Source organism: Mycobacterium sp. NGS22 (assembly GCF_059813095.1).
The window spans coordinates 84,795-109,834 of the sequence record NZ_JCALDY010000012.1 but is presented as its reverse complement, the minus strand read 5'-3'; the positions used below and the strand labels follow the sequence as shown (position 1 = coordinate 109,834).

Genomic DNA, 25,040 nt, shown 5'->3' with positions numbered 1-25,040 from the left:
CAATTCGGCCACCGCGAACGTCAGTGTCGCTGCCGCAACCACCGCAGCGCCGATTCGGCGGCGTGATAGCCGCACAATCCGTGTATGCCGGCGCCCGGTGGGCCGGATTGTGAACACAGGTAGATGCCCGGGACACCGATCGCATACGGGTCGAGGGCGATCCGCGGCCGGAAGATGATCTGCAGCCGGTCGTTGGCGCCGCCGATGATGTCGCCGCCGATGAAACTGGGGTTGTGCGCCTGCAGCTCGGCGGTGCCGGTGCTGACGGTGGCGACGATGCGCTCCCGGAATCCGGGCGCGAATCGTTCGATCTGGTCGACGATCGCCGCGGTGGCGTCTCCGGTGTAGCCGAACGGCACGTGGGCGTAGGCGTAGATCGGGTTGATGTTGCCCGCCGATCGGGACGGGTCGGCCAGGTACTGCTGGCCGAGCAGGACGAACGGTCGCGGCACCATGGTGCCCTGCGCGCGTTGCAGTTCGGTGTCGGCGATCTCGTCGAAGCTGCCACCCAGATGGACCGTGCCGGCCCGCCCGCAGTCGGGGTTCGTCCAGGGGATGTCGCCTTCGATCGCGAAGTCGACTTTGAACGCCGACGACCCTTCCCGATACCGCCGATACGACCGCTTGATCCGAGTGGGCATCGCATCGCCGTAGAGCTGCAGCACCTGCGCGGGGCTCAGGTCGAGCATTACGACGTCGGCGTTGGGGATGTCGCGGCGGCTGGTCACCGTCACGCCGGTGGTCACCCGACCGCCGTGCGCCTGCAGCGCCGCCCCCAGCGCGCGGGTGATCGAACCGGACCCGCCTTCGGCGACCGGCCAGCCGTACCGGTGGCCGCTGGCCAGGATCATCAGCCCCAGCGAAGCGGTCAGCGGGCGGTTCAACCGGGTGTAGGCGTGCGCGGCCGCGCCGCCGTAGAGGGCGCGCGCCTGCTCGGTGCGAAACCAGCCGGCCACCGCCGTCGCGGGCAGCACCGCCCGCGGACCGAACAGCGCCAGGCGCAGCGGATGGCGCGGCACGTGCAGCACCGGGCGCAGCAGGTCCTCGGCCAGGCTGTCGAAACCTTTCGCCAGACCGCCGATCGCGGCCCGCCACCGTCTGCGGTCGGGTCCAAGTCCCTTGGCGGTCTTGGTGATCGACTGGTACAACACACCGGCCGTGCCGTCGTCGAGCGGATGGGCGCAGTCGGCCTCCGGCCATTTCCACGTCAAGCCGTAACTCTGCAGGTCGATCTCTTGCCAGAACGGTGAACCGACGCCGAGCGGGTGAAACGCCGAGCAGTGATCGTGGATGACCCCAGGCACCGTCAACTCACCAGAGCGCGCTCCCCCGCCGATGGTGTCGTCGGCCTCGAGCACCTGCACGTCCACGCCCTGACGGGCCAGCTGTATCGCGGCGGCCAGCCCATTGGGCCCGGCGCCGACGACGACCGCGGAAGTCATGCGGGAGAGGATGTTTGGGTGGTGACGTGGACGGGGAACTCGTCGCCGGGCTCCGGCCACGGCTGGCGGGTGAGCATGTCCGCGACGTTGACGTAACCCGCCTCGATCAGACCGGTCTTGGCGTCGAAGATCCGATACCACTGCTTCTGATGCTGGATCGGTTGACCTTCGAGGACGACGACGCGGACCTCGCCCTCCTCGAAGTTGCACCGACGCTGGACCGCCTCGAGCAGTTGCTCGTTGTGCAGGTGGCCCTCGCCGAAGTTCCAGCCGACCAGCGGGCCGGCCACGATCTCACCTTCGCGGATCTTGTAGTCGGCCTCGTTGTCGATCGCGCGGGGCAGCAGCCCGTTGAGCGCCCGACCGTGGGTGTGCATGGCACGGAACGCGGCGGTTTTGTCCGCCATGATCTCAGCGGTCGCCGGGTCGTAGAGCCTGGCCAACTGATTCACCACCAGCGCAGAGCTTTTCACGACTTCGGCGTCGATCTTTTCCTCCGCGCCGGGGCCGAAACACCACACACTGGTGGCCCAGTTCCCGGCGTAGTAGCGCATGCCGGGCAGGAAGGAAATCTTGGCCGGGAACAGATTTCCCGCCACCGCGACCGCGGCCGCGGTCAGCACCAGCGCCAGCAGCAGCGGCGAGTGGAGGTCGGTGGCCCGGACCGAGCCGTAGTGACCGAACAGGTAGAACAGCGAGAAGATGAAGAACACGTTCCATTCCAACGGAACTCCCATCGGGAGGTTGGACAGGATGTTGAGGTGAAAGATCACCATGAACCCGATCAGGAACCAGCGCCAGGGCTGATCACCGGCGACGAAAACCAGAATCGTCGGGACCACGAATTCCGCGGTGGTGCCGCCGACATGGGCCATCAGTTTCGGTATCACGGTGGGCCGCAGGTCGTTGACAGGGTCGAGGTAGAGCCGATGCTTGAGCGGGGTGAACAGTTTGCTGCGCAGCAGGGCGTTGTTGCTCGTCATCACCGACACGACGTAGGGAAAGTGGTGATTGAGCTTCGAGGTCGCCGCTCCCCACCACAGCAACAGCATGATGAGCTTGTACGCCGCGATCTGGTCGGTGAACGGAAAGAAGAACACGAACAACTTCAGCCAGTAGTGCTCGCCGCGCGCGGCCAGGAAAATGGTCTTGTCGCGCAGCCCTAACAGTGCCAGCGCGACGATGATCGGAATCACCAGGACGGGGTTGAGCAGACCCACATCACCGTCGTTGCCGATCGGCCCGTCTCCGGGTGCCAGCATCGCCCACACCCCGCTGGCCAGTACGACAACGTAGAGCACGATGTCGGCGATGGAACGGGAGTCACCGCGGGTGAACGGGACCTTGTCGCCCCACGGTGGGAGACGAATTGTGTTGGGACGCAACCAATACAGGAATCCACCGATGGGTGGCATGAAGCGACCGGTGAGTGGCCCGGACCCGCAACCGAAACCCAGCACCTCGAAGAGCAGGGTGAACACGATGAACTTCTGGTAGACGATGGGCTGCGTCCACCACTGGGCGATGTTGCCCAGGCCGCCCAGGCCGGGAGTCAGGGAGATGACGGCGGCGGGCACGGCGACGTACAGGATGATCTTCAGCAGGTAGATCAGGTACACGGCATACGGTGTGCCGAAGCCGTTCTCGGCCCAGTGCCGGGTCACCACCTGCAGGCGTTCGGCCCGCGGCAGGCTTGGCCAGGTGTCGCGATCGACGTCTGGAAGGTCTGGTGACATGAATCCCATGACGGCTCCAATTCCGAGGTAGCACGCAGTGGGTCCAAATGTATCGGGCCGGGCAATGCCTACTCGGACCGGCGGCGGCCCGATCGGCGGAACTACCGGCCGGCCGGGCAGATCACGGAGCTTCGGAGTGTGGGCCGGGGAAGCGTCGCTGCAGATTCACGATCATCGCTTCGACCGCCCGCCGCTCCTGCTGCTCGAGCCGCAGCAGGTCGCGGAATCCGATGACGTTCTCGATGTCGCCGGCGGCCTGTGAATAGGTGATCGCGGCGCGGCATTTCTCGATCCGGTAGTCGATGCGTCGCAGGTTCAGCCTGAACAGGGCGAGAAAATACTCGCCTTGACGCCGATCCCCCACGAGCGGCTCGGCGGCATATCGGGGGGCGGCCGGCCCGGGCGGTTGCGGCGGCGGTGACGGCACGAAATTCTCTGCATGGTAATTGTTTTCGTCACCGACCCGGCGTTGATGGACGCCCACGTTCCGCGAGAACAGCGCACCGGGCTGGTGCGCGCGCAGGAGAGCCGAGACGTCCACGAAGGAACGATAACGTCCATTATCGTGCCGATACCATGTGTCGCGACGCCGAAGCTCACCACCTCTTTTGTGCGCGCAGCACGAACGTGCTCACGACGTGGACCCGCGCAACACCGTCGGACCCATCCACCGGCAGACCTCGAGCGCCATCTGCACCCTGAACACGGCAACGGGGTCGTCGAAGTCCTGTCCGCAGCGCTTCATCGCCTGGCTGACCCGATACTGGATTGTGTTGCGGTGCAGGGTCATTGCCTCAGCGGTGGCCACATAGCTGCGGTTGCGGACCAGGAATTCGCGCAGCGTCTCGCGCAACCAGCGGTTGCGTTCGTCGTCGGTGTCGAGGGCGCCCAGCGCGTCGGCGACAAACCGTTGCAGCTCTTCTGGGTCGCTGGCCATCAACGCGATCGGCGCGACGTCGCCGTAGCAGACGACCCGTTGGCGGGGATGGTCACCACGGGCAAGCGCCACCGTCTTGGCACGTTCGGCTTGCCGCAACGAGGTCCGAAAGCCGTCCAGTCCGTGCTCGACCCGCCCGCACGCGAGGTTCGCATCGATGCGGGCCGACTCGAACGCCGCACGCAGCCGCACCGGGTCGGCCGGGACGGTTTCCCCGGTGGGCAGCGGCGAAAACCACAGGCGGGCCTCGCGCTCGTCGGTCGGCACCATCAGGTAGCGTCCCGCGGCACCCATTTCACCCGCCATCATCGACCCGGCCTTGTCGAACATCGCCGCCACGTCGTGGGCGGTCACGGTGGCGTCCGCCCACAGCACCGCCGCAAGGTGCGCGCCGTGCAACGGGTACCCCAAGACCATCTCGGCGCGCTGGACGTCGATCGGGGTGCCGGACAGCACGTCGGTCACCCACTGCTGCTGCAGTCCGCTACGGCGGCTCACCCAGCGGTCGTGTTCCTGCTCGTAGGCCACGATCAGCTGGTCACCGACCACATCCACGAAGCGCGAGCAGCGGTTGACCAGCTCGATCACCGCCGGCATCCGCTGGGCGGGTTCCATCAGGGCAGCGAACTGCATCGCCTGCTGTAGGAACTGTGCGTGCCCGATGCGGTGCGCTCGAACCAGAGCCGACAGCGGGGCATCGCGTTGTGCCGCGGCCCGCGCGTAGGCCAGAGCGGCCGCCGGAGCTTCCAGGAACGGTTCGGGCGGATCTCGCTCCAGGTAGTGGATGCCCGCAACCATGTTCTCGGTCAGGCTCCCCCGCCACAACGCCAGCATTCGGCTGTCGTAGTCCAGGCCGGGGATCTCTTTTTTCATCGTGGCGAACAACTCGGTGACGAACTCGTCGCGAATCATCTCCATCTGCCGCGCGATCACCGACAGCTGACCGTGGGATTCGGTGTCCGGATCAGCCATCTCTGGGCCCCTTCCGCAGAACCGTCACCACCACTGTGCCCGCACCGGGCGCACGACGGGAAGGTTTTCGCCGCTCGCAGCTCCGCCCGCTGCGGTGACCAGCGCGCCGCGCTCGTCGGGATGCCGGTGACGTGGCTGCCGGTGCCTCGGGGCGCTCGCTACGATCTAGGAACTCGTCGGCAAAGGAGCCTCAGTGAGCGAAGACGACATCGGCAAATTCGACCCTGGCATGACCCAGCGGATGATCTCGGTCATGCGCCCGATGTTGAAGACGTACTTCCGTAGCGAGGTGCATGGCCTGGATTCGTTCCCCCCCGGTGGCGGCCTGGTGGTGGCGAATCATTCCGGCGGTCAGTTCCCGATGGACGTGCCGATCTTCAGCGTCGATTTCTACGACAAGTTCGGCTACGACCGTCCGGTGTTGACATTGAGCCACGACATCCTGTTCACCGGCCCGACCGGCGACTTCTTCCGCAAGGTCGGCTACATCCGGGCCAACCGGGAGAATGCCGCCAAGGCGTTGCGTTCGGGCGGCGTGGTGGTGGTGTTCCCCGGTGGCGACTACGACGCCTACCGGCCGACGGCTGCCGAGAACGTCATCGACTTCAACGGCCGCAAGGGATACGTCAGCACCGCCATCGAAGCCGGAGTCCCGATCATCCCGATGGTCTCCATCGGGGGCCAGGAGACCCAGCTGTATCTGACCCGTGGCACCTGGCTGGCCCAGCGACTCGGGTTAAAGCGCCTGCTGCGCAGCGACATCCTGCCGCTGTCCATCGGCTTTCCGTTCGGCCTGACCAGTCCGATCCCGCCCAACCTGCCACTACCGTCCAAGATCGTGACGCAGGTGCTGGCACCGATCGACATCACCAAGGAGTTCGGCGAAGACCCCGACATCGAGGCCGTCGACGAGCACGTGCGGTCGGTGATGCAAGCGGGTCTCAACGAGCTCGCCGCCAAGCGTCGATTCCCGATCCTGGGCTGAGCCATGGCATCTCGAATCGAAGAGGTCCTCGGAGTCGTCCGCACCATGACGCGCGCGGGAATGATCGCGCCGATCCGCCCCGACCGCTACGTGAAGATGATTCTTGCCATGCGTCGCGAGGGCATGGGCATGACGACGGGTTTCGCCGGCGCACCGCAGCGCTGTCCGGACCGTCCCGCCCTGATCGACGAGCTGGGCACGCTGACGTGGCGGCAACTGGACGAGCGGATCAACGCGCTGGCCGCGGCCCTGCAGCAGCTGCCGTCGGGCCGGCCCAAGGTCGTCGGCGTCATGTGCCGCAACCATCGCGGGTTCGTCGAAGCGGTCGTGGGCGCCAACCGGATCGGCGCCGACGTGCTGTTGCTCAACACGTCTTTCGCCGGACCGGCACTCGCCGAAGTGGTGAACCGCGAGGGCGTCGACGCGGTGATCTACGACGAGGAGTTCACCGAGACGGTCGACCGCGCGGTGGCCGACCGGCCGGACACCGTCCGCATCCTGGCGTGGACCGACTCCGAGCACGACGTGACTGTCGAGAAACTGATCACAGCGCACATCGGCCAACAACCACGGCGCGACGGCGGCAAGGGCCAGATCATCCTGCTCACCTCGGGCACCACCGGAACACCGAAGGGCGCCAAGCAATCTGGCGGTAATGCCGGAGTAGGCACGCTCAAGGCGATTCTGGACCGCACCCCGTGGCGGGCTGAGGAGACGATCGTGATCGTCGCCCCGATGTTCCACGCATGGGGCTTCTCGCAGTTGATCTTCGCCGCGTCGCTGGCCTGCACGATCGTCACCCGTCGCAAGTTCGACCCGGAAGCGACGCTGGATCTCATCGACCGCCACCAGGCCACCGGCCTGGCGGTGGTGCCGGTGATGTTCGACCGCATCATGGAGCTGCCCGACGAGGTCCGCAACCGGTACAGCGGGCGCTCGTTGCGGTTCGCCGCGGCGTCGGGTTCCCGGATGCGACCCGACGTCGTCATCTCGTTCATGGACCAGTTCGGCGACGTGATCTACAACAACTACAACGCCACCGAGGCCGGCATGATCGCCACCGCGACGCCGGAGGACCTGCGCGCCGCCCCCGACACCGCGGGCAAACCGGCCGGCGGAACCACAATTCGTATCCTGGACAACGACTTTCAGGAATTGCCCACCGGCGAGACCGGCACCATCTATGTACACAACGACACCCAGTTCGACGGGTACACATCCGGCAAGACCAAAGATTTCCACGCCGGGTTCATGTCGTCGGGCGACGTCGGTTACCTCGACGAGAACGGCCGGCTGTTCGTCGTCGGCCGTGACGACGAGATGATCGTCTCGGGTGGCGAGAACATCTATCCCATCGAGGTGGAGAAGACGCTGGCCACCCATCCCGAGGTGGCCGAAGCATCGGTGATCGGCGTGGACGACGAAAAGTACGGCCAGCGGTTGGCGGCCTTCGTGGTCCTGGAGCCGGGCGCCAACGCCGACGTCGAAACCCTCAAACAGCACGTGCGGGACAACCTGGCCAACTACAAGGTGCCCCGCGAGATCACCGTGCTCGACGAACTGCCACGCGGCAGCACCGGCAAGATCCTGCGCAACGAACTCAAGGAGAAAGCGAGCGGCTCGTGAACCTCCGTCCGTTGCTGACCCAACTGCGCCGCCCGCGGCCGCTGACCCGCGGCGCGGTCGAATTCGTCAACGCCGCCAACGGTTTACGGCCGATCACCCGCAACCCCTGGGCCGCCCCGACGGTGTTCTGGTTCGGCTGGCCGACCTCGGAGGTGCCGGCGCTGTACGGCGCAGTGTCGGCATTGGACGCGGTGCGTCGCGGCCGTCGCGGTGATTTCGCCGGACCGAAAGGGAAGCTGGCGTTGGCGCTGACGGCCGCGTCCTGGGTGATGCTGGGCGTGATCGGCTACCGCGGCGTCAAGACTCCCGGACCGGTGCTGGAGTCCGCGCTGACCGAAGAACTCGGAGCCGATTACGCCGACGAACTTCGCGACCTGCCCACCGAGATCGCCGAGCGATCCGGCCGCCGCAATCCGCCGCTTCGGTCCACCGGTGCCCGGCGACGCTATGTGGACAAAGAGAACATCGTGCGTTACGGGCCGCACGGGCGGGCCAACCTGGCCGACATCTGGCGTCGCCGCGACCTGCCCAAGGACGGCAAGGCCCCGGTGCTGCTACAGGTGCCCGGCGGCGCCTGGATGATCGGGTGGCGCCGTCCGCAGGCGTATCCCTTGATGGGACACCTGGTTTCGCGCGGCTGGGTGTGTGTGTCGATGAACTACCGCGTCTCGCCGTTGCACACCTGGCCGGACCACATCGTCGACGTCAAGCGGGCGCTGACGTGGGTGAAGGAGAACATCGCCGACTACGGTGGCGACCCCAATTTCGTTGCGATCAGCGGTGGTTCGGCCGGCGGGCATCTGTCGGCGCTGGCCGCCCTGACGCCCAACGATCCGAAGTTCCAGCCCGGGTTCGAAGACGCAGACACCTCCGTGGTGGCGGCGGTCCCGTTCTACGGCCGTTACGACTGGTTCTCCATCGACGAGCCGGGACGGGGCGAATTCCTGGAAGTGCTGGCGCGACTGGTCGTCAAGAAGAAACTCAGCACGCACCGGCAGATCTACGTCGACGCGTCCCCGATCACCTACGTGGGTCCGGACGCGCCGCCGTTCTTCGTGTTGCACGGAACCGACGACTCGCTGATCCCGGTGGAAGAGGCCCGCGAGTTCGTCGAGGAGTTGCGTGCGGTGTCCAAGTCGCCGGTCGCCTACGCGGAGTTACCCAACGCACAACACGCCTTCGACATCTTCGAGTCCCCGCGGGCGAACAAGTCCGCCGAGGCGGTCGCCCGGTTCCTGTCCTGGGTGTACGTGACGAAGAACTCGGCGAAGGATTAGCTGGGCAGCTACAGGCCCGCGGCCCGCTCCAGTTCGGCCAGCGCCGGTTCGATGGCGTCGGCCATCTCGTCGATGTCGTTGGCCACCTCCGGCGTCGTGACGAACCCGAAGTCCAGGCAGTCCTGGTAGGAGAAGCAGGTGATGTTGAGCGCGACGTCCATCACCGGAGGCCCGAGCGGGACCAGCGAGTCGAGCTTGGCGCCGGCCATGTAGAGCGGGATCGGCGGACCGGGCACGTTCGACACGACCAGGTTGATCGGCGCCAGATTGCGCGACAGGCCCGAAGCCGTGTACGTGCGCGCGGCCAACTGCAGCAGGCCCGGCGGCGTGGTCTCGGTCAGCCCCATGATCTGGTGCGCGGACAGCGCTTTGGCCATTTCCTTGGCGCTGCGGGTGCTTTCGTGGATCGCCAGGAGCCGCTCACCCGGGTCGTCGATGTCGGTGGCCAGCGACGCCGTCATCGAGCTGATCTGGTTGCCGACGTCGGACTTGTTCTCCTCGGTGCGGGTGGACACCGGGATCTGGGCGATCAACGGTTTGTAGGGCAGCTCGTCACGCTTCTGCAGGTATTCCCGCGCCGCCCCGGCCACCAGCGCGAGCACGACGTCGTTCAGCTTGACGCCGAACGCATCCTTGACCTTCTTGGCCCGCTCCAGCTCGACGCGGCAGCCGGTGATACGCCGATGCGGTGACACCGCCGCGTTGAACCTGGTCTTGGGCGCGTCAAAATAGCGGGGCGGTCGGGTGCTGACACCGAGCGCGGCGATCTGCTGACGCACCGTCTGCTCCACCAACCGGGCGATGCGGAACGGGGTCATGACGCCGACGTTGACCAGGGCGCCGAGCGCGCGGCGCTCCAGACCGGGGATGGTGAACCCGACGAAGCCGACCGTCTCCTTCTGCGGCGGGCGCGGTTCCGGCGAGACGTCCAACAGGATCTCGCCGAGCCCGGCTCCCGAGACCCCGTCGACGATGGCGTGATGCATCTTGGTCAACGTCGCGATGCGGCCGCCCTCGACGCCTTCGATGACCCACAGTTCCCACAGCGGCCGGGAGCGGTCCAGCTTGTAGGACATCAGCCGGCCGACAAGCTCCTCGACCTCGCGCCGCCCGCCGGGCGCCGGGACACCGATACGGCGGACATGGAAGTCGATGTCGAGTTCCTCGTCCTCGACGAACCACGGCCGGTCCAGACCCAGCGGTGCACCCTCGACCCGCCAGCGCAGCTGCGGGATCTCCGGCAATCGCTCGATGAGCAGTTCCCGCAGACGCTGGAAACTGTAGTCAGGCGCTTTTCTTGGGTCGCAGATCGCCAGCGCACCGACGTGCATGTGCCAGCCGGCGGTCTCTGCCGACCAGAACGCCGCGTCAACACTCGAGAGCCGTTTCATCCAACGACCGTAGCCCGCAGCCACCCGCCGAAGCCAGCAACCTCGGCAAATCTCACAGCGCGTCGGACTTTATCTCTCGCGTGAGTCCGTGGGCTTCCGGTGTCAGTCCGAGGGCTTCCGGTGTCACGCACCGAAGGCGTGGAGCACGCCGATACCCGCGAGGGGCCCCAAAATGTACGGCAAAGCACCGGTTTTCTGGCATTTTGGGGACGCTCGCGCGACGCGAACCGTCGGTCAGGCGTCCTCGAGCAGGTCCGGCGTCACCGCCGCCTCGGTGTCGGGGATGCCGTCCACTTTCGCCTTGCGGTCAGCCATCGACAGCAGCCGCCGAATACGGCCCGCCACAGCATCTTTGGTCATCGGCGGGTCGGCCAGCCGGCCGAGTTCCTCCAGCGAGGCCTGCCGGTGCTCGACACGCAGCCGCCCGGCAGTGGCCAGGTGGTCGGGAACGGTGTCGCCCAGGATCTCCAGGGCGCGTTCCACCCGGGCGGCCGCCGCCACCGCCGCACGCGCCGAACGGCGCAGGTTGGCGTCGTCGAAGTTGGCCAGCCGGTTGGCCGTGGCCCGGACCTCGCGGCGCAGCCGGCGTTCCTCCCAGACCAGCCGCGTGTCCTGAGCCCCCATCCGGGTCAACAGCGCGCCGATCGCTTCGCCGTCGCGGACCACCACCCGGTCGGCGCCGCGCACCTCCCGCGCCTTGGCGCTGACCCCTAGCCGGCGCGCCGCACCGACCAGCGCCAGCGCCGCCTCCGGCCCCGGGCAGCTGACCTCCAGCGCCGAGGACCGACCCGGCTCGGTCAGCGACCCGTGCGCCAAGAACGCTCCCCGCCAAGCTGCTTCGGCGTCGGCGACGCTGCCGCCGACCACCTGCGCCGGCAGCCCGCGTACCGGACGCCCGCGCATGTCCAGCAGACCGGTCTGGCGCGCCAACGCCTCGCCGTCACTGGCGACCCGCAGCACGTATCGGGTGTTCTTGCGAATCCCGCTGGCCGACAACACATGCACGACGGCGTTGTAGCCGTAGAGGTCGAAGATGTCCTTGCGCAGCCGGCGCGCGATGCTGCCCAGGTCGACCTCGGCTTCGACGACCACACGCCCGGCCACGATGTGCAACCCGCCCGCGAACCGCAGCAGCGACGTGACTTCGGCACGGCGCGCGCTGACCGACTTGACCACCAGACGGCTCAGCTCGTCCTTGACTTCGGTCGTCATCGCCACGCGTCGTCACCCCTTGGTTCGTTCCCGACGGTCACCGTCAATCGGCAGCTCTGTCGTGGCCGCCACTCCGAGCCCCGTGGGGTCCTCGAGACGAGCCTTGCCGCGCACCCGCACCCCGTCCAGGACTGCCGCCAGCTTGCCCGGGTCATGTAAAGGTGTACCAGGTCTGGCGACGTCGACGAAGTGGACCTCCGCCTGTAGCAGCGTCGCGGTGCGGCGCAGTTGGTCGCGCTCCCGATCGCTCGGCACCCGTTCGGCATCGATGATGATGTCGTCCACGGTGAACTCCGGGGCGTGCTGGACGAGCACATGAAGATGGCGTTCCACCGAGAACCCGGCGGTCTCCCCCGGTTCGGCCACCAGATTGAGCACCAGGGCCTTGCGGGCGGCGGTGGCCCGCAACGCCTCCCGCAGACCGGGGACCAGCACGTGCGGGATCACGCTGGTGAACCAGGAACCGGGTCCCAGGACCACCTGCTCGGCGGCCATGATGGCGTCGACGGCCTGCCGGGTGGCCGGCGGATCTGCGGGCAGCAACCGCACCCGGCGCACCTTGCCCGGGGTCGTCGCGATCGCCACCTGGCCGCGGATCGACCGGAACATGCGCGGGTCGGACTCCAGGCCGGACACGTCGGCCTCGATCTGCAGCGCGATCGGGCACATCGGCAGCACCCGGCCCTTGACGCCGAGGATGTGTCCGATCTCGTCGAGCGCCGCCACCGGATCGGCCAGCACCTCGGACAGCCCGGCCAGCAGCAGATTGCCGATCGGATGCCCGGCCAGCGCGCCGCTGCCGCCGAAGCGGTGCTGCATGATGGTCGCCCACAGCCGTCCGTGCGGACTGTCGGAAGCCAACGCCGCCAACGCCATTCGCAGATCACCCGGCGGCACCACGTCCAGCTCGCTGCGCAGGCGGCCCGACGAGCCGCCGTCGTCGGCGACGGTCACGATGGCGGTGACGTACGGGGTCAGCCGGCGGGCCGCCGACAAGGTCGCATACAAGCCGTGCCCGCCGCCCAGCGCGACGATGCTCTGCGCTATCGGGGCGCTCACTCGCGGCCCAGATCCCGGTGCAGCACCCGCACCGCCAGCTGTGGATCCGACCGCAGCAATCCCATCAGCGCCTCGGCGATCGCCACGCTGCGGTGCTTGCCGCCCGTGCAACCGACCGCGACCGTCATGTAGCGCTTACCCTCCCGCCGATAGCCGCCGACCACCAGCGACAGCAACTGATGGTAGGTCCGCAGGAACTCCGCCGCGCCGGGTTGGCGCAAGACGTAGTCGCGGACCGCCTCGTGCTGGCCGGTCAGCGGGCGCAGTTCGTCCACCCAGTGCGGGTTCGGCAGGAACCTGACATCCATCACCATGTCGGCGTCCATCGGCAGCCCGTATTTGAATCCGAAGGATTCCACGGTGACGCTGGTGGTCGCGGCCGTGGTGTTGCCGAACGCGCGCTCGATGCTTTCCCGCAGACCTCGCACCGACAGCGTCGAGGTGTCGATGATCAGGTCCGCGTTGGCGCGCACCGGAGCCAGCATCCTGCGTTCGGCGGCGATCCCTTCGGCCAGGGTCTGCTCCCCCTGCAGCGGATGACTGCGCCGGTTGTTCTCGTAGCGGCGGACCAACATGTCGTCGGAGGCCTCCATGAACACCACCCGCGGAGTGATGTTGCGGGTCGCCAGTTCGTTACGCACCTCGTCGAGGTCGCCGGTGAAGCCGCGGGACCGCACGTCCATCACCACCGCGAGTTGGGTGATGCGGGATCCGGCGGCCAGCCCGAAATCGACCATCCGGGTGATCAATTGGGGCGGCAGGTTGTCGGCCACGTACCAGCCGAGGTCCTCCAGCACCTTGGCCGCGGTGCCCCGCCCGGCGCCCGAGAGCCCGGTCACCAGCACGACGTCGATGCCGGCCGGCGCGTCGTCAGTGGTCAATTCGGGGGCCCCTCCTCGTCCGATCGGGATTCCGGCTGCGGTGCCGGCGGTGTCGGCGCCAGAGCTTCCAGGACCGCCGTGGCGGTCGCCACGCCGATACCGGGAACGGCGGTGATCTGGTCGACGGTGGCTTCTTTGAGGCGGGCCAGCGACCCGAAGTGGGTGACCAGCGCCTTGCGACGGTGCTCGCCGAGGCCGGGCACGGAGTCCAGTGCCGAGGCCGTCATCCGCTTGGATCGTTTGCTGCGATGGTAGGCGACGGCGAACCGGTGGGCTTCGTCGCGCACCCGCTGCAACAGGTAGAGGCCCTCGCTGTTGCGCGGCATGATGATCGGGTCCGGCTCCGCGGGCACCCAGATCTCTTCGAGCCGTTTGGCCAGCCCGATGACGGCGACGTCGGTGATGCCGAGTTCGTCGAGCACGGCTTTGGCGGCGTTGACCTGCGGGGCGCCGCCGTCGACGACGTAGAGGTTGGGCGGGTAGGCGAAGCGCCGCGACTTGCCCTCCGGGGACAGCAGATTCGGGTCCTTCTGCTCGCTGAGGTGCCGCCAGAACCGTCGCCGGGTGACCTCGGCGACGGACGCCACGTCGTCCGAGCGGCCCTCCCCCGCCGCTTCCCGGATCCCGAAGTGCCGGTAGTCCGATTTGCGGGGCAGGCCGTCCTCGAAGACCACCAGCGAGCCGACGACGTCGGTGCCCTGCACGTGGCTGATGTCGACGCATTCGATGCGCAGCGGGGCTTCGGCCAAGCCGAGGGCTTCCTGAATGTTCTGCAACGCAGCGGATCTGGCGGTGAAGTCGCCGGCCCGCTTCAACTTGTGTTGCTGCAGCGCATCTTTGGCGTTGCGGTGCACGGTTTCGGCCAGCGCCTTCTTGTCGCCGCGGCGCGGCACCCGCAACGAGACCTTGGCGCCGCGTAAGCCCGACAACCAGTCGGTCAGTTGGTCGTGGTTGGACGGCAGACAAGGCACCAGCACGTCGCGGGGCACCGGGTTGACGGATTCGTCTGCGGCACCACCTAATTCGGCCTGTTCGCCGTAGAACTGCGTCAGGAACTGCTCGACCAACTGCTCGGCGCCGGTGTCGCCGGGATCGGCCGACTTCTCCACGATCCAACCCCGCTGACCACGAACCCGCCCGCCGCGAACGTGGAACACCTGCACCGCCGCTTCCAGTTCGTCCTCGGCGAAGGCCACCACGTCGGCGTCGGTGCCGTCGCCGAACACCACCGCCTGCTTCTCCATGGCCCGCTTGAGGGCGCCCAGGTCGTCCCGGAGCCGGGCGGCGCGCTCGAAGTCCAACTCGTCAGAAGCCGCGTGCATCTGCTGTTCGAGTTCGCGGGCGTAGCGGTCGGTCTTGCCGGACAGGAAATCGCAGAAGTCCATCACGATCTGGCGGTGCTGCTCCGCGCTGACCCGGCCGATGCAGGGCGCCGAGCATTTGTCGATGTACCCGAGCAGGCACGGCCGGTCGATCTGGCTGTGTCGCTTGAAAACTCCGGCCGAGCAGGTTCGGGCCGGAAACACCCGGGTGAGCAGGTCCAGCGTTTCCCGGATCGCCCACGCGTGTGAGTACGGCCCGAAATAGCGCACACCCTTGCGCCGCGGGCCGCGGTAGACCATCAGACGCGGGAACTCCTCGTTGAGGGTGACGGCCAGCACCGGGTAGGACTTGTCGTCGCGGTAGCGGACGTTGAAGCGGGGATCGAACTCCTTGATCCAGTTGTATTCCAGCTGCAGCGCCTCGACCTCGGTGTTGACCACCGTCCACTCGACCTTGGCGGCGGTGGTCACCATCTGCCGGGTGCGCGGGTGCAGGCCGGCGACGTCGGCGAAGTACGAGGTAAGGCGGCTGCGCAGGCTCTTGGCCTTGCCGACGTAGATGACCCGGCCGTGCGTATCCCGGAACCGGTACACGCCGGGCTCGACCGGGATGGACCCGGGCGGGGGGCGATAGGTGGCGGGATCTGGCACCCATCCAGGCTAATAGGCGGGTCACCCGTGCTCGGCCGGGGCGTTCGGGCGGTTCGGCGCGTCAGTCCGGCGAGCGGACCAGGTCGGGACGGTATCGGGCCAGCAGCGCGCGGACGGCGTCCATCGAAGCGACTGCGCGCTCCTTGTCCACCGCCTGAATTGCCGTCACGGGAATGTACTCGTCGTCCGGAAGGTCGATGCGCGCCCACCGACTGCCGAGGGGAAACGACACGTCGACGACGTCGGACCACGGAACCAGCTTGTCGCCCAGCACATTACGAACCGAAAGGCCGGCAGCTCCCACACGTAGCCGGGGCCGTGTCAGCAACAACACCGCGCCCGCGAGCACCGTCCCGAGCAGCGCCATCGCCACCTGGTCGGCTGTCTGGAAGACCACCCCGCTGGTTCCCCGCTTCAGCATCAGACCGCCGCCGATGTGGGTCACCAGGATGACGAGCGCCGCGCCGTAGGCGAACAACGGCGTCAATCGGGGACGGCACACCAGTTCCCACTCGCCCGGTTCGGGTTTGGCCATCATGATCGGGCGCGCAAGTCGCGCAGGGTCAGTGCGGTGCTCAGCGCGGCCGCGGCGGCCTGGGCACCTTTGTCTTCGACGGACGAGGGAAGCCCGGCGCGATCCAGCGCCTGCGCTTCGGTGTTGGTGGTCAGCACCCCGTTGGCCACCGGGGTGGCGGCGTCCAGCGAGACCCGGGTCAGCCCCTGGGTGACGGCGTCGCAGACATAGTCGAAGTGCGGTGTCTGACCGCGTATCACGACGCCCAGTGCGACGACGGCATCGTGATTGCGGGCCAGTTCCTGTGCCACGACGGGGATTTCGATCGCACCGAGCACGCGTACCACCGTCGGGTCGTCGACGCCGGACTCGGTTGCGACCTTGCGCGCGCCGGCCAGCAGCGCGTCGCAAATGGTGCCGTGCCAGGTGCTGGCGACGATGCCCAACCGCACACCGGACGCATCCAGCACCGGAATGTCCGGGATGCCGGCCCCACCACTCATTTTGCGCCGCTCCTCAGCATCGCTGCGTCCCCCGCAAGTGGGCGGCGCACCCACTGCATAGGCGCCGGCGCGTCACAGCGCACCGCCGAATTCACCTGGCAGATGGACGGATTCGTGGAAATCGTCCAGACCCGCCAAGTCGTGGCCCATCTTGTCACGCTTGGTCATCAGGTAGCGGATGTTTTCGGCGTTCGCCCGTACCGGCAGCGCCACCCGCTCGATGATGTGCAGCCCGTAGCCGTCCAGACCGACCCGCTTGGCCGGGTTGTTGGTCAGCAGCCGCATCGAGCGCACACCCAGGTCGACCAGGATCTGCGCGCCGATCCCGTAATCGCGTGCGTCAGCGGGCAATCCGAGCTTGAGGTTGGCGTCCACGGTGTCTTCGCCGGCGTCCTGCAGCTGGTAGGCCTGCAGTTTGTGCATCAGGCCGATGCCGCGGCCCTCGTGGCCACGCATGTAGAGCACCACGCCGCGGCCCTCACGGGCCACCATCGCCATCGCCGCGTCCAGCTGCGGCCCGCAGTCACAACGGCGGGACCCGAACACGTCGCCGGTCAGGCACTCCGAGTGCACGCGCACCAGCACGTCGTCACCGTCACCGGTGGGTCCGGCGATGTCACCGCGCACCAGCGCGACGTGCTCGACGTCCTCGTAGATGCTGGCGTAGCCGATGGCCCGGAACTGACCGTGCCGCGTCGGGATCCGGGCTTCGGCGATCCGCTCAATGTGCTTCTCATGCTTGCGCCGCCACTCGATGAGGTCGGCGATGGTGATCAGCGCCAGGCCGTGTTCGTCGGCGAAGACCCGCAGTTCGTCGGTCTGGGCCATCGAGCCCTCGTCCTTCTGACTGACGATCTCGCAGATGGCGCCTGCGGGCTGCAGACCGGCCATCCGGGCCAAATCCACCGCCGCCTCGGTGTGGCCGGGACGGCGCAACACGCCACCGTCCTTGGCGCGCAACGGAACCACGTGCCCCGGGCGGGTGAAATCCTGGGCGATGCTGGCCGGGTCGGCCAGCAGCCGCATCGTGGTGGCCCGATCCGATGCCGAAATGCCGGTTCCCACACCGATTCTCGCATCCACGGTAACGGTGTAGGCGGTGCCGTGCTTGTCCTGGTTCACCGCGTACATCGGCAGCAGACCCAGCCGGTCGCAGACCTCGCCGTCCAACGGCACGCACAGGTAGCCGGAGGTGTAGCGGACCATGAACGCCACCAGCTCGGGGGTGGCCTTCTCCGCCGCGAAAATCAGGTCGCCCTCGTTCTCGCGGTCCTCGTCATCGATGACGACGACGGCCTTGCCCGCCGCAATGTCGGCAACCGCCCGTTCGACGGAGTCCAACCTCGTCATCGTTGTCACCTTGCTGATAGGAGCGTTCGCCTGCACTCAGTATGAACCACCGGCGGGTCCCCGTTATTCGCGACGGCAGTTGAGCCGCGTCACTTCGCGATGAGCCGCTCGACGTATTTGGCGATGACGTCGACCTCGAGGTTCACCTGGGTTCCGACCGGGGCGGACCCCAACGTCGTCAGCTCTCGGGTGGTGGGAATCAGCGACACCTCGAACCAGTCGCGGGGTTGCGCACCGAGGCCCGACACGGTCAGCGAGATCCCGTCCACGGTGATCGAGCCCTTCTCCACGACATACCGGGCCACCGTCGCCGGCATCTCCACCCGCACCACTTCCCAGTGCTCAGAGGGCGTGCGGCCGACGATCACCCCGGTGCCGTCCACGTGTCCCTGCACGATGTGCCCGCCCAGCCTGCTGTTGACCGCGGCCGCGCGTTCCAGGTTCACCCGGCTGCCGGGCTGCAGCTCGCCCAGATTCGAACGGTTCAGCGTCTCGGCCATCACGTCGGCGCTGAACTGCCCGTCGGGCAGTACCTCGACCACCGTCAGGCACACCCCGTTGACGGCGATCGAGTCGCCGTGCCCGGCGTCGGAGGTGACAACCGGGCCGCGAATGGTCAGTCGCGCGGCGTCGGCCAGGACATCCCGGCCGGTCACCTCCCCGAGTTCCTCGACAATTCCGGTGAACATCGCACCAGGTTAATGACTGTGAGCCGGCACCCGCACCCGCCTGGCTCCCCGGGCAGCCGATCGTCACCCTCTACGATGCACGTTATGCAAACCCCCCGACGACTGTTAGCCGTCCTCGCCGTCCTGAGCGTCGCCGTCACGCTCGTCTCGGGGTGCACGATCAGCAAGAAACCCAAGGGCGGTCCCCTTCCCGACGCGAAAACACTGGTCAACCAGTCCGTCGAAGTCACCAAAGGCGTCAAGAGCGCGCACCTGGTCCTGACGGTGAACGGCAAAATCGCCGAACTCCCCCTCAAGACGCTCAGCGGCGATCTCACCACCACACCCACGACGGCCGGTAAGGGCAACGCGCGGATCATCGTCTTCGGCAACGAGGTCGAGGCCGATTTCGTGATCCTGGACGGCGAGCTGTACACCACCGCCTTGTCGCCGGGTCAATGGACCAACTTCGGCAAGATCGACGACCTCCTGCATTACGACCCGTCGGCGATTCTGAGCCCGGATACCGGCGTCGCCAACCTGCTGGCGAACCTCAGCGACCCCAAGGCCGAGGGCCGCGACTCGATCAACGGGCAGACCGCGGTCCGCATCAGCGGCAAGGTGAGCCCCGAGGCCGTGAACAAGCTCGCACCGCTGAACGCGAAAGAACCGATCCCGACGACAGTCTGGATTCAGGAGGCCGGTGAGCACCATCTGGCGCAGGTACTGCTCGACAAGGGCTCGGGCAACTCGGTCCAGATGACCCTGTCGAACTGGAACCAGACCGTCCAGGTCACGAAGCCGGGGAGCTGACCCGATGATGCAAATGCGTACGGGACGACGAGTAGCGATCAGCGCGGGCAGTCTCGCAGTTCTGCTGGGTGCCCTCGACACCTACGTCGTGGTGACGATCATGCGCGACATCATGAACAGCGTCGGCATCCCGGTGAACCAGCTGCAACGGATCACCTGGATCGTCACGCTCTATTTGCTGGGCTACATCGCCGCCATGCCGCTGTTGGGCCGGGCTTCGGACCGGTTCGGACGCAAGTTCGTCCTGCAATCCAGCCTGGCCCTGTTCATCGTGGGTTCGGTGGTGACCGCGCTGTCGGTGAAGCTCGGCAACTGGAATCCGGAGTTCGGCGACTACATGGTCAATCCCGATCCGAACCGCGCGTTCCACATCCTCATCGCCGGCCGCACCATTCAGGGCGTCGCCAGCGGCGCCTTGCTGCCGGTCACGTTGGCGCTGGGCGCCGACTTGTGGGCAGAGCGGAACCGGGCCGGGGTGCTCGGCGGTATCGGTGCCGCGCAGGAACTCGGCAGCGTGCTGGGTCCGCTGTACGGGATCTTCATCGTGTGGTTGTTCCATGACTGGCGCGACGTGTTCTGGGTCAACGTGCCGCTGACCCTGATCGCCATGCTGATGATCCATTTCAGCCTGCCGTCGCACGATCGCGATGCGAAACCCGAACGCATCGACGTGGTGGGTGGTCTGCTGCTTGCCCTGTCGCTCGGGCTTGCGGTGATCGGCCTGTACAACCCCACTCCCGACGGCAAGCAGGTGTTGCCCAGCTACGGATTACCGCTGGTGATCGGCGCGGTGGTGGCCGCGGCGTTGTTCTTCGTGTGGGAGCGCTTCGCGCGCACCCGGCTCATCGAGCCTGCCGGGGTGCACTTCCGGCCGTTCCTGTCCGCGCTGGGTTCGTCGGTCTGCGCCGGCGCGGCGCTGATGGTGACGCTGGTCAACGTGGAGCTGTTCGGCCAGGGCGTGCTGGGGAAGACCCAGAACGAAGCCGCGGCGATGCTGTTGTGGTTCCTGATCGCCCTGCCGGTCGGGGCGCTGCTCGGCGGGTGGGTTGCCACCAGGGTCGGTGACCGCATTGTCGTGTTCGTCGGGTTGCTGATCGCCGGTGGCGGCTATTGGCTGATCTCGTATTGGCGAGCCGACCTGGCGACGCGTCACCACGACATTCTGGGACTGGTCAGTGTGCCGTCGGTGCACAGCGACCTGCTGGTGGCCGGGTTCGGGTTGGGCCTGGTGATCGGGCCGCTGTCCTCGGCCGCGCTGCGGGTGGTGCCGGCGGCTCAGCACGGCATCGCCTCGGCGGCGGTGGTGGTGGCCCGGATGACGGGCATGTTGATCGGGGTGGCCGCGCTCAGCGCGTGGGGTCTCTACCGGTTCAACCAGATCCTGGCCGGCCTGCCGCGCGAAGCCGGGTCCTACCTGCAGGCGTTCGCGCTGATGTACGGCGACATCTTCAAGGTCACCGTGGTGATCTGTGTGGTCGGGGCGTTGTTGGGGTTGCTGATCAGCGGCCGCCAGGAGCAGGCCGAGGAGCCGCCGGCCGCGCCCGAGCGCAAGACACTCGAACCCGAAGAAGCCCCGGCGGCTACCGAGCTACCAGGCTGAGCAGCAGATCGGGCCCTACCTGCTCGACGCTGTCGAACTGCCAGCGCAGCGCCTGGGCCATGCTGGACACTCCCACGTCGTCGACCGCGGTCACCGGGCCGCCGAGCAGGATCGGCGCCACGTAGGCCAGGATGCGGTTGATCGCGCCGGCCCGCAGGAACGCCCCGGCCAGGGTGGGACCGCCTTCGAGCAGCACGTCGGTGCGGTCGGTCAGTGCCCGTAGCACCTCGACGGGCTCGCGGGTGCGGATCACCATGGTGCGGGAGTCGTCGTTGAGCACCTTGGCTTCCGGCGGTATCTCGCGTCGTCCCACCACCACGCGCAGCGGCTGCTGCGGGGCCAGCGAGCCGTCGGGCAGCCGCGCGGTCAGCGCCGGGTCGTCGGCGAGGACGGTGCCGGTGCCGACCACGATCGCGTCGGCGATCGCGCGGCGACGATGCAGGTCCGCGCGGGCGGCCTCGCTGGAGATCCATTGACTGGACCCGTCCGCTGCGGCGCTGCGGCCGTCGATACTGGTGGCGTACTTCCACGTCACGTGGGGCAGCCCGGTGCGCTGCTTGAACAGCCATTCCCGCAACGGGCCGGCCGCGACCGCGTCGGCCAGGACGCCGGAGCGCACCTGCAGCCCGGCCGCCGTCAGCCGCCCGGCGCCGCCGCCCGCGATGCCGTTCGGGTCGTCGACGGCGTAGATCACCGTGCTGACCCGCGCCTCGATCAGCGCGTTGACGCACGGCGGTGTTTTGCCGTAGTGGTTGCACGGCTCCATCGTGATCACCGCGATGCCGCCGGCGGCCAGACCGCCGGCCCGGCGCAGCGCCATGATCTCGGCGTGGTCGCCGCCGGCCGGCTGGGTGGCGCCGACCCCGACGACGCGGCCTTCCTGGTCGACGATGACGGCTCCGACCGGCGGGTTCGGATACGTCGTGCCCTTGACCTGGTAGGAGTGCTCGATGGCCAGCCGCATGGCCTCGTCGATGCTTTTGACCTGCTCGGGGAGGTTCGGGCCGGTCATCGGCCGCTCAGATGAGGTGACTTGGCCGCGGCCTGCCGGCGCAGCTTTTCGACCGCTTCGGCCGGGTCCTCGGCGCCGTACACCGACGATCCGGCGACGAAACAGTCCACGCCGGCTTCGGCGGCCTCCTCGATGGTGTCTTCGTTGATGCCGCCGTCGATCTCGACCAGGATCGTCAACTCCCCGGCGTCGATCAGTTTGCGGACCATGCGTACCTTGCTCAGCACCTCGGGGATGAAGCTCTGCCCGCCGAAGCCGGGTTCGACGGACATGATCAGCAGGGTGTCGAAGTGCGGCAGGATGTCCAGGTAGGGCTCGAGCGCGGTCTTGGGTTTGACGCTGATGCCGGCCTTGGCTCCCGCGGCCCGGATGTCGCGGGCCACGCCGATGGGGTTGTCGGTGGCCTCGGCGTGGAAGGTGACGTTGTAGGCGCCGGCCTCGGCGTACGGCGGGGCCCACTTGTCCGGGTTGTCGATCATCAGATGGCAATCCATCGGGATCTCGGTGGCGGCCAGCAGGCTTTCCACCACCGGCAGGCCGATCGTGAGGTTCGGCACGAAATGGTTGTCCATCACGTCGACGTGCAGCCAGTCGGCGCCGTCCACGGCGGCGGCTTCCTTGGCGAGTCGGGCGAAGTCGGCGGCCAGGATCGACGGCGCGATCAGCGGCCCCCCCGTAGCAGGCATGAGCGACACCTTACTGGCGGCGCAGAGCAGCCGCGAACATCGCGTCGGTGCCGTGTCGGTGTGGCCACAGCTGCACGTAGGGCCCCTCGCCCAACTCGACGGGCTCGAACAACGCTCGGGTATCCATGGCTTGCACCGGGTGGCGGCGCAGCGCGTCGGCGACCACGCCGACCGTCTCGGCCAGGTGCGGGGAGCAGGTGGCATACAGCACCACGCCACCGCGCCGGGTCAGCGCGATCGCGGCGGCCAGCAGCTCCCGTTGCAGCCGGGCCAGCGCCGGAACGTCGGACGGCTGTCGCCGCCAGCGGGCCTCCGGCCGTCGGCGCAAGGCGCCGAGTCCGGTGCAGGGCACGTCGACCAGCACCCGGTCGAAGCCCGGTTGCAGGCCGGATTCGCGCCCGTCGGCCCGCACCACCTCCACCGGCAACCCGTGGGTGTTCTCCGCCACCAGGTCCGCCCGGTGCGGGGCGGGCTCCACCGCCGTCACCGTGACCCCCGTCTGCGCGCCCAGTGCGGCCAGCAGTGCGGTCTTGCCACCGGGTCCGGCGCACAGATCCAGCCAGCGGCCGGCGTCGTCGTCGACCGGCGCCAGGGTCAGCGCCCGCGCCACCAACTGGCTGCCCTCGTCCTGAACCAGGGCCTGACCGTCGCGGACCGACGGCAGCGCCGCGGGGTCCCCGCCCGGCAGATACACCGCGTACGGCGAAAACCGGCCGACCGTGCCGTTGACCTGTGCGGCGAGTTCGTCGGCGGTCAGCACCCCGGGGCGGGCGGCCAGATGGACCAGCGGACGTTCGTCGTCGGCGGCCAGTACCGCCTCGAGTTCACCGGCGTCGGCGCCCAGCGCGTCGGTGAAGGCCTGGGCGATCCAGCGCGGGTGCGCGTGCACGAACGCGGCCCGGCCCACCGGGTCGTTGCGCGGGGCCAGTTCGTCGACCCAGGACTTCTCGTCGCGGTCAGCGATCTTACGTAGCACCGCGTTGACGAAACCTGCTCGCGCCGAGTCGAATTCGATTCCGGCTTGTTCGACGGTGGTGGATACCGCGGCGTGCGCGTCGACCCGGGTGCGCAGCAGTTGATAGCTGCCCAATCGGAGCAATTCCAGCAGCACCGAGTTGATCGTGTCGGGGGGCCGGCCGGCGGCGGCGGCGATGACGGCGTCGAGCAGTCCCCGGGTCCGGCAGGTGCCGTAGGTCAGTTCGGTGGCGAAGGCGGCGTCGCGGCCGGTGATACCGCGTTCGCGTAACAGGGCGGGCAACACCAGGTTCGCGTAGGCGTTGCGTTCGCTGACCGCCCGCAGCGCGTCGAAAGCGGCTTGTCGCGCCGGGTCCAGGGGTTTGCGCCGGGGTCTGGGCGGCCGGCGCGAAGACGGTTGCGGCCGTTGGGGATTGCGGTCCGGTCGCTTCCGGTGCGGTTTGTCCTGGGCCGGGCTCATGAGGCCGTGACCGTGTCGTCGAGCCGCGCGCCACGCGCCCACGCCGCCGCATCCATCGGTTTCTTGCCCGGCGGCTGAATCTGGTTCAGCCGCACCGGTTCCGATGCCGTCCCGATCCAGACGGCCTTGCGGTCGACGTGAATCTTCCCGGGCTGCAGCAACTTCGGGGCTGTCGCCGGGTCGAGCTGCACCGGACCGAGTTTCACCCGCAGGTCGCCGATCAGGGTCCAGGCACCGGGATGTGGCGTCACCGCGCGGATGCGCCGTTCGATCACCGGCGCCGGCAGATCCCAGCGGACCCGGGCTTGTTCTACGCTGATCTTCGGCGCCAGGCTGACCCCGTCGGCCGGCTGCGGTTGCGGCGTCAGCGACCCGTCGGCGATACCGTCCAGGGTCGCCGACAGCAGCGCCGCCCCCGAAACCGCAAGTCGCGCAAGCAGATCGCCGGCGGTGTCGGTCGGGCGGATGGTTTCGGTGACGACGCCGTACACCGGTCCGGAGTCCAGACTCGGCTCGATCTGGAACGTGGTGGCCCCGGTGATGGTGTCCCCGGCGGCGATCGCCGCCTGTACCGGGGCGGCACCCCGCCAGGCCGGCAGCAGCGAGAAGTGCAGGTTGACCCAGCCGCGCGACGGCACCGCCAGCAGCCCGTCTTTCAGCAGTGCCCCGTACGCCACCACGGCGCAGCATTGCGGCGCCAGCTCCGACAGTTCGGCGACGAACTCGGCGGAGTTGGGTTGCGAGGGTCGCAGCACCGGAATGCCCCGATCGAGCGCCTCACGGGCGACCGGCGACGGCTCGGGCCTGCCCCGTCGCCCGGAGGCCGCATCCGGGCGGGTCAGCACGGCGACCACGTCGTGCTGGGGTGAGTCGATGAGCCGACGCAACGAGGGCAGCGCGGGTTCGGGGGTGCCGGCGAAGACGAGGCGCACCGGGTCAGTCTAGAAAGGGCCGACCCGACCGCCGCG

The 25,040-nt window shown here is 68.0% G+C and carries 21 protein-coding genes and 1 pseudogene; 5 read left to right on the top strand and 17 right to left on the bottom strand.

Features of this window, described 5'->3' with window-relative positions:
• Positions 1-20: 20 nt before the first annotated feature.
• The 4 genes from AC5Y47_RS13695 to AC5Y47_RS13680 form a co-directional block, all read right to left on the bottom strand.
• The gene (locus AC5Y47_RS13695) at positions 21-1,442 is read right to left on the bottom strand and encodes a phytoene desaturase family protein (RefSeq protein ID WP_499944524.1); all 1,422 of its coding nucleotides are present in this window, start codon (positions 1,440-1,442) and stop codon (positions 21-23) included.
• Entirely contained in the window at positions 1,439-3,187 is a 1,749-nt protein-coding gene (locus tag AC5Y47_RS13690; RefSeq protein WP_499944523.1) for a DUF3556 domain-containing protein, read from the bottom strand. Before AC5Y47_RS13690 ends, AC5Y47_RS13695 begins: the two co-directional genes overlap by 4 nt.
• Positions 3,188-3,299: 112 nt before the next feature.
• Positions 3,300-3,719 (bottom strand): hypothetical protein, encoded by a 420-nt coding sequence (locus AC5Y47_RS13685; RefSeq protein WP_499944522.1) that lies wholly within the window; start codon positions 3,717-3,719, stop codon positions 3,300-3,302.
• Between the two features lie 90 nt (positions 3,720-3,809).
• Entirely contained in the window at positions 3,810-5,087 is a 1,278-nt protein-coding gene (locus AC5Y47_RS13680) for a PucR family transcriptional regulator (protein ID WP_499944521.1), read from the bottom strand.
• 229 nt (positions 5,088-5,316) lie between these two features.
• Here AC5Y47_RS13680 and AC5Y47_RS13675 point away from each other — a divergent pair, with 229 nt between their 5' ends.
• The 3 genes from AC5Y47_RS13675 to AC5Y47_RS13665 are packed head-to-tail and all read left to right on the top strand — an operon-like array spanning position 5,317 to position 8,975.
• The gene (locus AC5Y47_RS13675; protein WP_499944605.1) at positions 5,317-6,072 is read left to right on the top strand and encodes a 1-acyl-sn-glycerol-3-phosphate acyltransferase; all 756 of its coding nucleotides are present in this window, start codon (positions 5,317-5,319) and stop codon (positions 6,070-6,072) included.
• A 3-nt stretch (positions 6,073-6,075) separates the two neighbouring features.
• Positions 6,076-7,698 carry an acyl-CoA ligase FadD12 gene (gene fadD12 / locus AC5Y47_RS13670; protein ID WP_499944520.1) on the top strand — a complete coding sequence of 541 codons (1,623 nt, stop codon included), beginning with the start codon at positions 6,076-6,078 and terminating at the stop codon, positions 7,696-7,698.
• Positions 7,695-8,975: an alpha/beta hydrolase fold domain-containing protein gene (locus AC5Y47_RS13665; RefSeq protein WP_499944519.1), complete on the top strand. Its 1,281-nt coding sequence runs from the start codon at positions 7,695-7,697 to the stop codon at positions 8,973-8,975. The genes fadD12 and AC5Y47_RS13665 overlap by 4 nt, the downstream gene beginning before the upstream one ends.
• An 8-nt stretch (positions 8,976-8,983) precedes the next feature.
• Here the strand turns inward: AC5Y47_RS13665 and AC5Y47_RS13660 are convergent, their stop codons facing one another.
• From AC5Y47_RS13660 to AC5Y47_RS13620, 9 genes and pseudogenes are all read right to left on the bottom strand, one after another.
• Complete coding sequence (locus AC5Y47_RS13660) at positions 8,984-10,366, bottom strand: WS/DGAT/MGAT family O-acyltransferase (protein ID WP_499944518.1); 1,383 nt, start codon at positions 10,364-10,366, stop codon at positions 8,984-8,986.
• Between the two features lie 234 nt (positions 10,367-10,600).
• The gene (whiA, locus tag AC5Y47_RS13655) at positions 10,601-11,578 is read right to left on the bottom strand and encodes a DNA-binding protein WhiA (RefSeq protein ID WP_499944604.1); all 978 of its coding nucleotides are present in this window, start codon (positions 11,576-11,578) and stop codon (positions 10,601-10,603) included.
• Positions 11,575-12,625, bottom strand: a pseudogene (yvcK, locus tag AC5Y47_RS13650) (uridine diphosphate-N-acetylglucosamine-binding protein YvcK). Before yvcK ends, whiA begins: the two are co-directional and overlap by 4 nt.
• Before the next feature lie 8 nt (positions 12,626-12,633).
• On the bottom strand, positions 12,634-13,518 hold the full coding sequence (rapZ, locus tag AC5Y47_RS13645; protein ID WP_499944517.1) for an RNase adapter RapZ: 885 nt from the start codon (positions 13,516-13,518) through the stop codon (positions 12,634-12,636).
• Positions 13,515-15,491: an excinuclease ABC subunit UvrC gene (uvrC, locus tag AC5Y47_RS13640; RefSeq protein ID WP_499944516.1), complete on the bottom strand. Its 1,977-nt coding sequence runs from the start codon at positions 15,489-15,491 to the stop codon at positions 13,515-13,517. The genes rapZ and uvrC overlap by 4 nt, the downstream gene beginning before the upstream one ends.
• A 61-nt stretch (positions 15,492-15,552) precedes the next feature.
• Positions 15,553-16,026: a PH domain-containing protein gene (locus AC5Y47_RS13635; protein ID WP_499944603.1), complete on the bottom strand. Its 474-nt coding sequence runs from the start codon at positions 16,024-16,026 to the stop codon at positions 15,553-15,555.
• A complete protein-coding gene (gene ribH, locus AC5Y47_RS13630; RefSeq protein WP_499944515.1) occupies positions 16,026-16,508 on the bottom strand; it encodes a 6,7-dimethyl-8-ribityllumazine synthase in 483 nt (160 codons plus the stop codon). Before ribH ends, AC5Y47_RS13635 begins: the two co-directional genes overlap by 1 nt.
• 72 nt (positions 16,509-16,580) lie before the next feature.
• A complete protein-coding gene (locus AC5Y47_RS13625) occupies positions 16,581-17,858 on the bottom strand; it encodes a bifunctional 3,4-dihydroxy-2-butanone-4-phosphate synthase/GTP cyclohydrolase II (RefSeq protein WP_499944514.1) in 1,278 nt (425 codons plus the stop codon).
• Between the two features lie 89 nt (positions 17,859-17,947).
• A complete protein-coding gene (locus AC5Y47_RS13620; protein ID WP_499944513.1) occupies positions 17,948-18,547 on the bottom strand; it encodes a riboflavin synthase in 600 nt (199 codons plus the stop codon).
• Positions 18,548-18,631: 84 nt separating this feature from the next.
• Between AC5Y47_RS13620 and AC5Y47_RS13615 the strand changes: the two genes are divergently transcribed.
• Together AC5Y47_RS13615 and AC5Y47_RS13610 are read left to right on the top strand one after the other, a co-directional pair.
• The gene (locus tag AC5Y47_RS13615; protein WP_499944512.1) at positions 18,632-19,339 is read left to right on the top strand and encodes an LppX_LprAFG lipoprotein; all 708 of its coding nucleotides are present in this window, start codon (positions 18,632-18,634) and stop codon (positions 19,337-19,339) included.
• Positions 19,340-19,352: 13 nt separating this feature from the next.
• On the top strand, positions 19,353-20,939 hold the full coding sequence (locus AC5Y47_RS13610; RefSeq protein ID WP_499944602.1) for an MFS transporter: 1,587 nt from the start codon (positions 19,353-19,355) through the stop codon (positions 20,937-20,939).
• Here the strand turns inward: AC5Y47_RS13610 and ribD are convergent.
• Genes ribD through fmt form a run of 4 tightly spaced genes read right to left on the bottom strand, consistent with a single transcriptional unit; the run spans position 20,920 to position 25,004 of the window.
• The gene (ribD, locus tag AC5Y47_RS13605; protein WP_499944511.1) at positions 20,920-21,951 is read right to left on the bottom strand and encodes a bifunctional diaminohydroxyphosphoribosylaminopyrimidine deaminase/5-amino-6-(5-phosphoribosylamino)uracil reductase RibD; all 1,032 of its coding nucleotides are present in this window, start codon (positions 21,949-21,951) and stop codon (positions 20,920-20,922) included. The genes AC5Y47_RS13610 and ribD overlap by 20 nt on opposite strands.
• A complete protein-coding gene (gene rpe / locus AC5Y47_RS13600; RefSeq protein ID WP_499944510.1) occupies positions 21,948-22,646 on the bottom strand; it encodes a ribulose-phosphate 3-epimerase in 699 nt (232 codons plus the stop codon). The genes ribD and rpe overlap by 4 nt, the downstream gene beginning before the upstream one ends.
• A 1-nt stretch (position 22,647) precedes the next feature.
• Complete coding sequence (locus tag AC5Y47_RS13595; protein WP_499944509.1) at positions 22,648-24,072, bottom strand: RsmB/NOP family class I SAM-dependent RNA methyltransferase; 1,425 nt, start codon at positions 24,070-24,072, stop codon at positions 22,648-22,650.
• Positions 24,069-25,004: a methionyl-tRNA formyltransferase gene (gene fmt, locus AC5Y47_RS13590; RefSeq protein WP_499944508.1), complete on the bottom strand. Its 936-nt coding sequence runs from the start codon at positions 25,002-25,004 to the stop codon at positions 24,069-24,071. Before fmt ends, AC5Y47_RS13595 begins: the two co-directional genes overlap by 4 nt.
• Positions 25,005-25,040: the final 36 nt, after the last annotated feature.

What these genes read in the sequence shown, in the direction of transcription:
- AC5Y47_RS13625 (WP_499944514.1), bottom strand. Translation starts at nt 17,858, where the DNA reads ATGACGAGGTTGGACTCCGTCGAACGGGCGGTTGCCGACATTGCGGCG.
- AC5Y47_RS13595 (WP_499944509.1), bottom strand. Translation starts at nt 24,072, where the DNA reads ATGAGCCCGGCCCAGGACAAACCGCACCGGAAGCGACCGGACCGCAAT.
- ribD (WP_499944511.1), bottom strand. Translation starts at nt 21,951, where the DNA reads ATGACCGGCCCGAACCTCCCCGAGCAGGTCAAAAGCATCGACGAGGCC.
- ribH (WP_499944515.1), bottom strand. Translation starts at nt 16,508, where the DNA reads ATGAGTGGTGGGGCCGGCATCCCGGACATTCCGGTGCTGGATGCGTCC.
- AC5Y47_RS13635 (WP_499944603.1), bottom strand. Translation starts at nt 16,026, where the DNA reads ATGGCCAAACCCGAACCGGGCGAGTGGGAACTGGTGTGCCGTCCCCGA.
- fadD12 (WP_499944520.1), top strand. Translation starts at nt 6,076, where the DNA reads ATGGCATCTCGAATCGAAGAGGTCCTCGGAGTCGTCCGCACCATGACG.
- AC5Y47_RS13690 (WP_499944523.1), bottom strand. Translation starts at nt 3,187, where the DNA reads ATGGGATTCATGTCACCAGACCTTCCAGACGTCGATCGCGACACCTGG.
- AC5Y47_RS13660 (WP_499944518.1), bottom strand. Translation starts at nt 10,366, where the DNA reads ATGAAACGGCTCTCGAGTGTTGACGCGGCGTTCTGGTCGGCAGAGACC.
- AC5Y47_RS13615 (WP_499944512.1), top strand. Translation starts at nt 18,632, where the DNA reads ATGCAAACCCCCCGACGACTGTTAGCCGTCCTCGCCGTCCTGAGCGTC.
- AC5Y47_RS13620 (WP_499944513.1), bottom strand. Translation starts at nt 18,547, where the DNA reads ATGTTCACCGGAATTGTCGAGGAACTCGGGGAGGTGACCGGCCGGGAT.
- AC5Y47_RS13675 (WP_499944605.1), top strand. Translation starts at nt 5,317, where the DNA reads ATGACCCAGCGGATGATCTCGGTCATGCGCCCGATGTTGAAGACGTAC.
- AC5Y47_RS13610 (WP_499944602.1), top strand. Translation starts at nt 19,353, where the DNA reads ATGCGTACGGGACGACGAGTAGCGATCAGCGCGGGCAGTCTCGCAGTT.
- AC5Y47_RS13680 (WP_499944521.1), bottom strand. Translation starts at nt 5,087, where the DNA reads ATGGCTGATCCGGACACCGAATCCCACGGTCAGCTGTCGGTGATCGCG.
- whiA (WP_499944604.1), bottom strand. Translation starts at nt 11,578, where the DNA reads ATGACGACCGAAGTCAAGGACGAGCTGAGCCGTCTGGTGGTCAAGTCG.
- AC5Y47_RS13695 (WP_499944524.1), bottom strand. Translation starts at nt 1,442, where the DNA reads ATGACTTCCGCGGTCGTCGTCGGCGCCGGGCCCAATGGGCTGGCCGCC.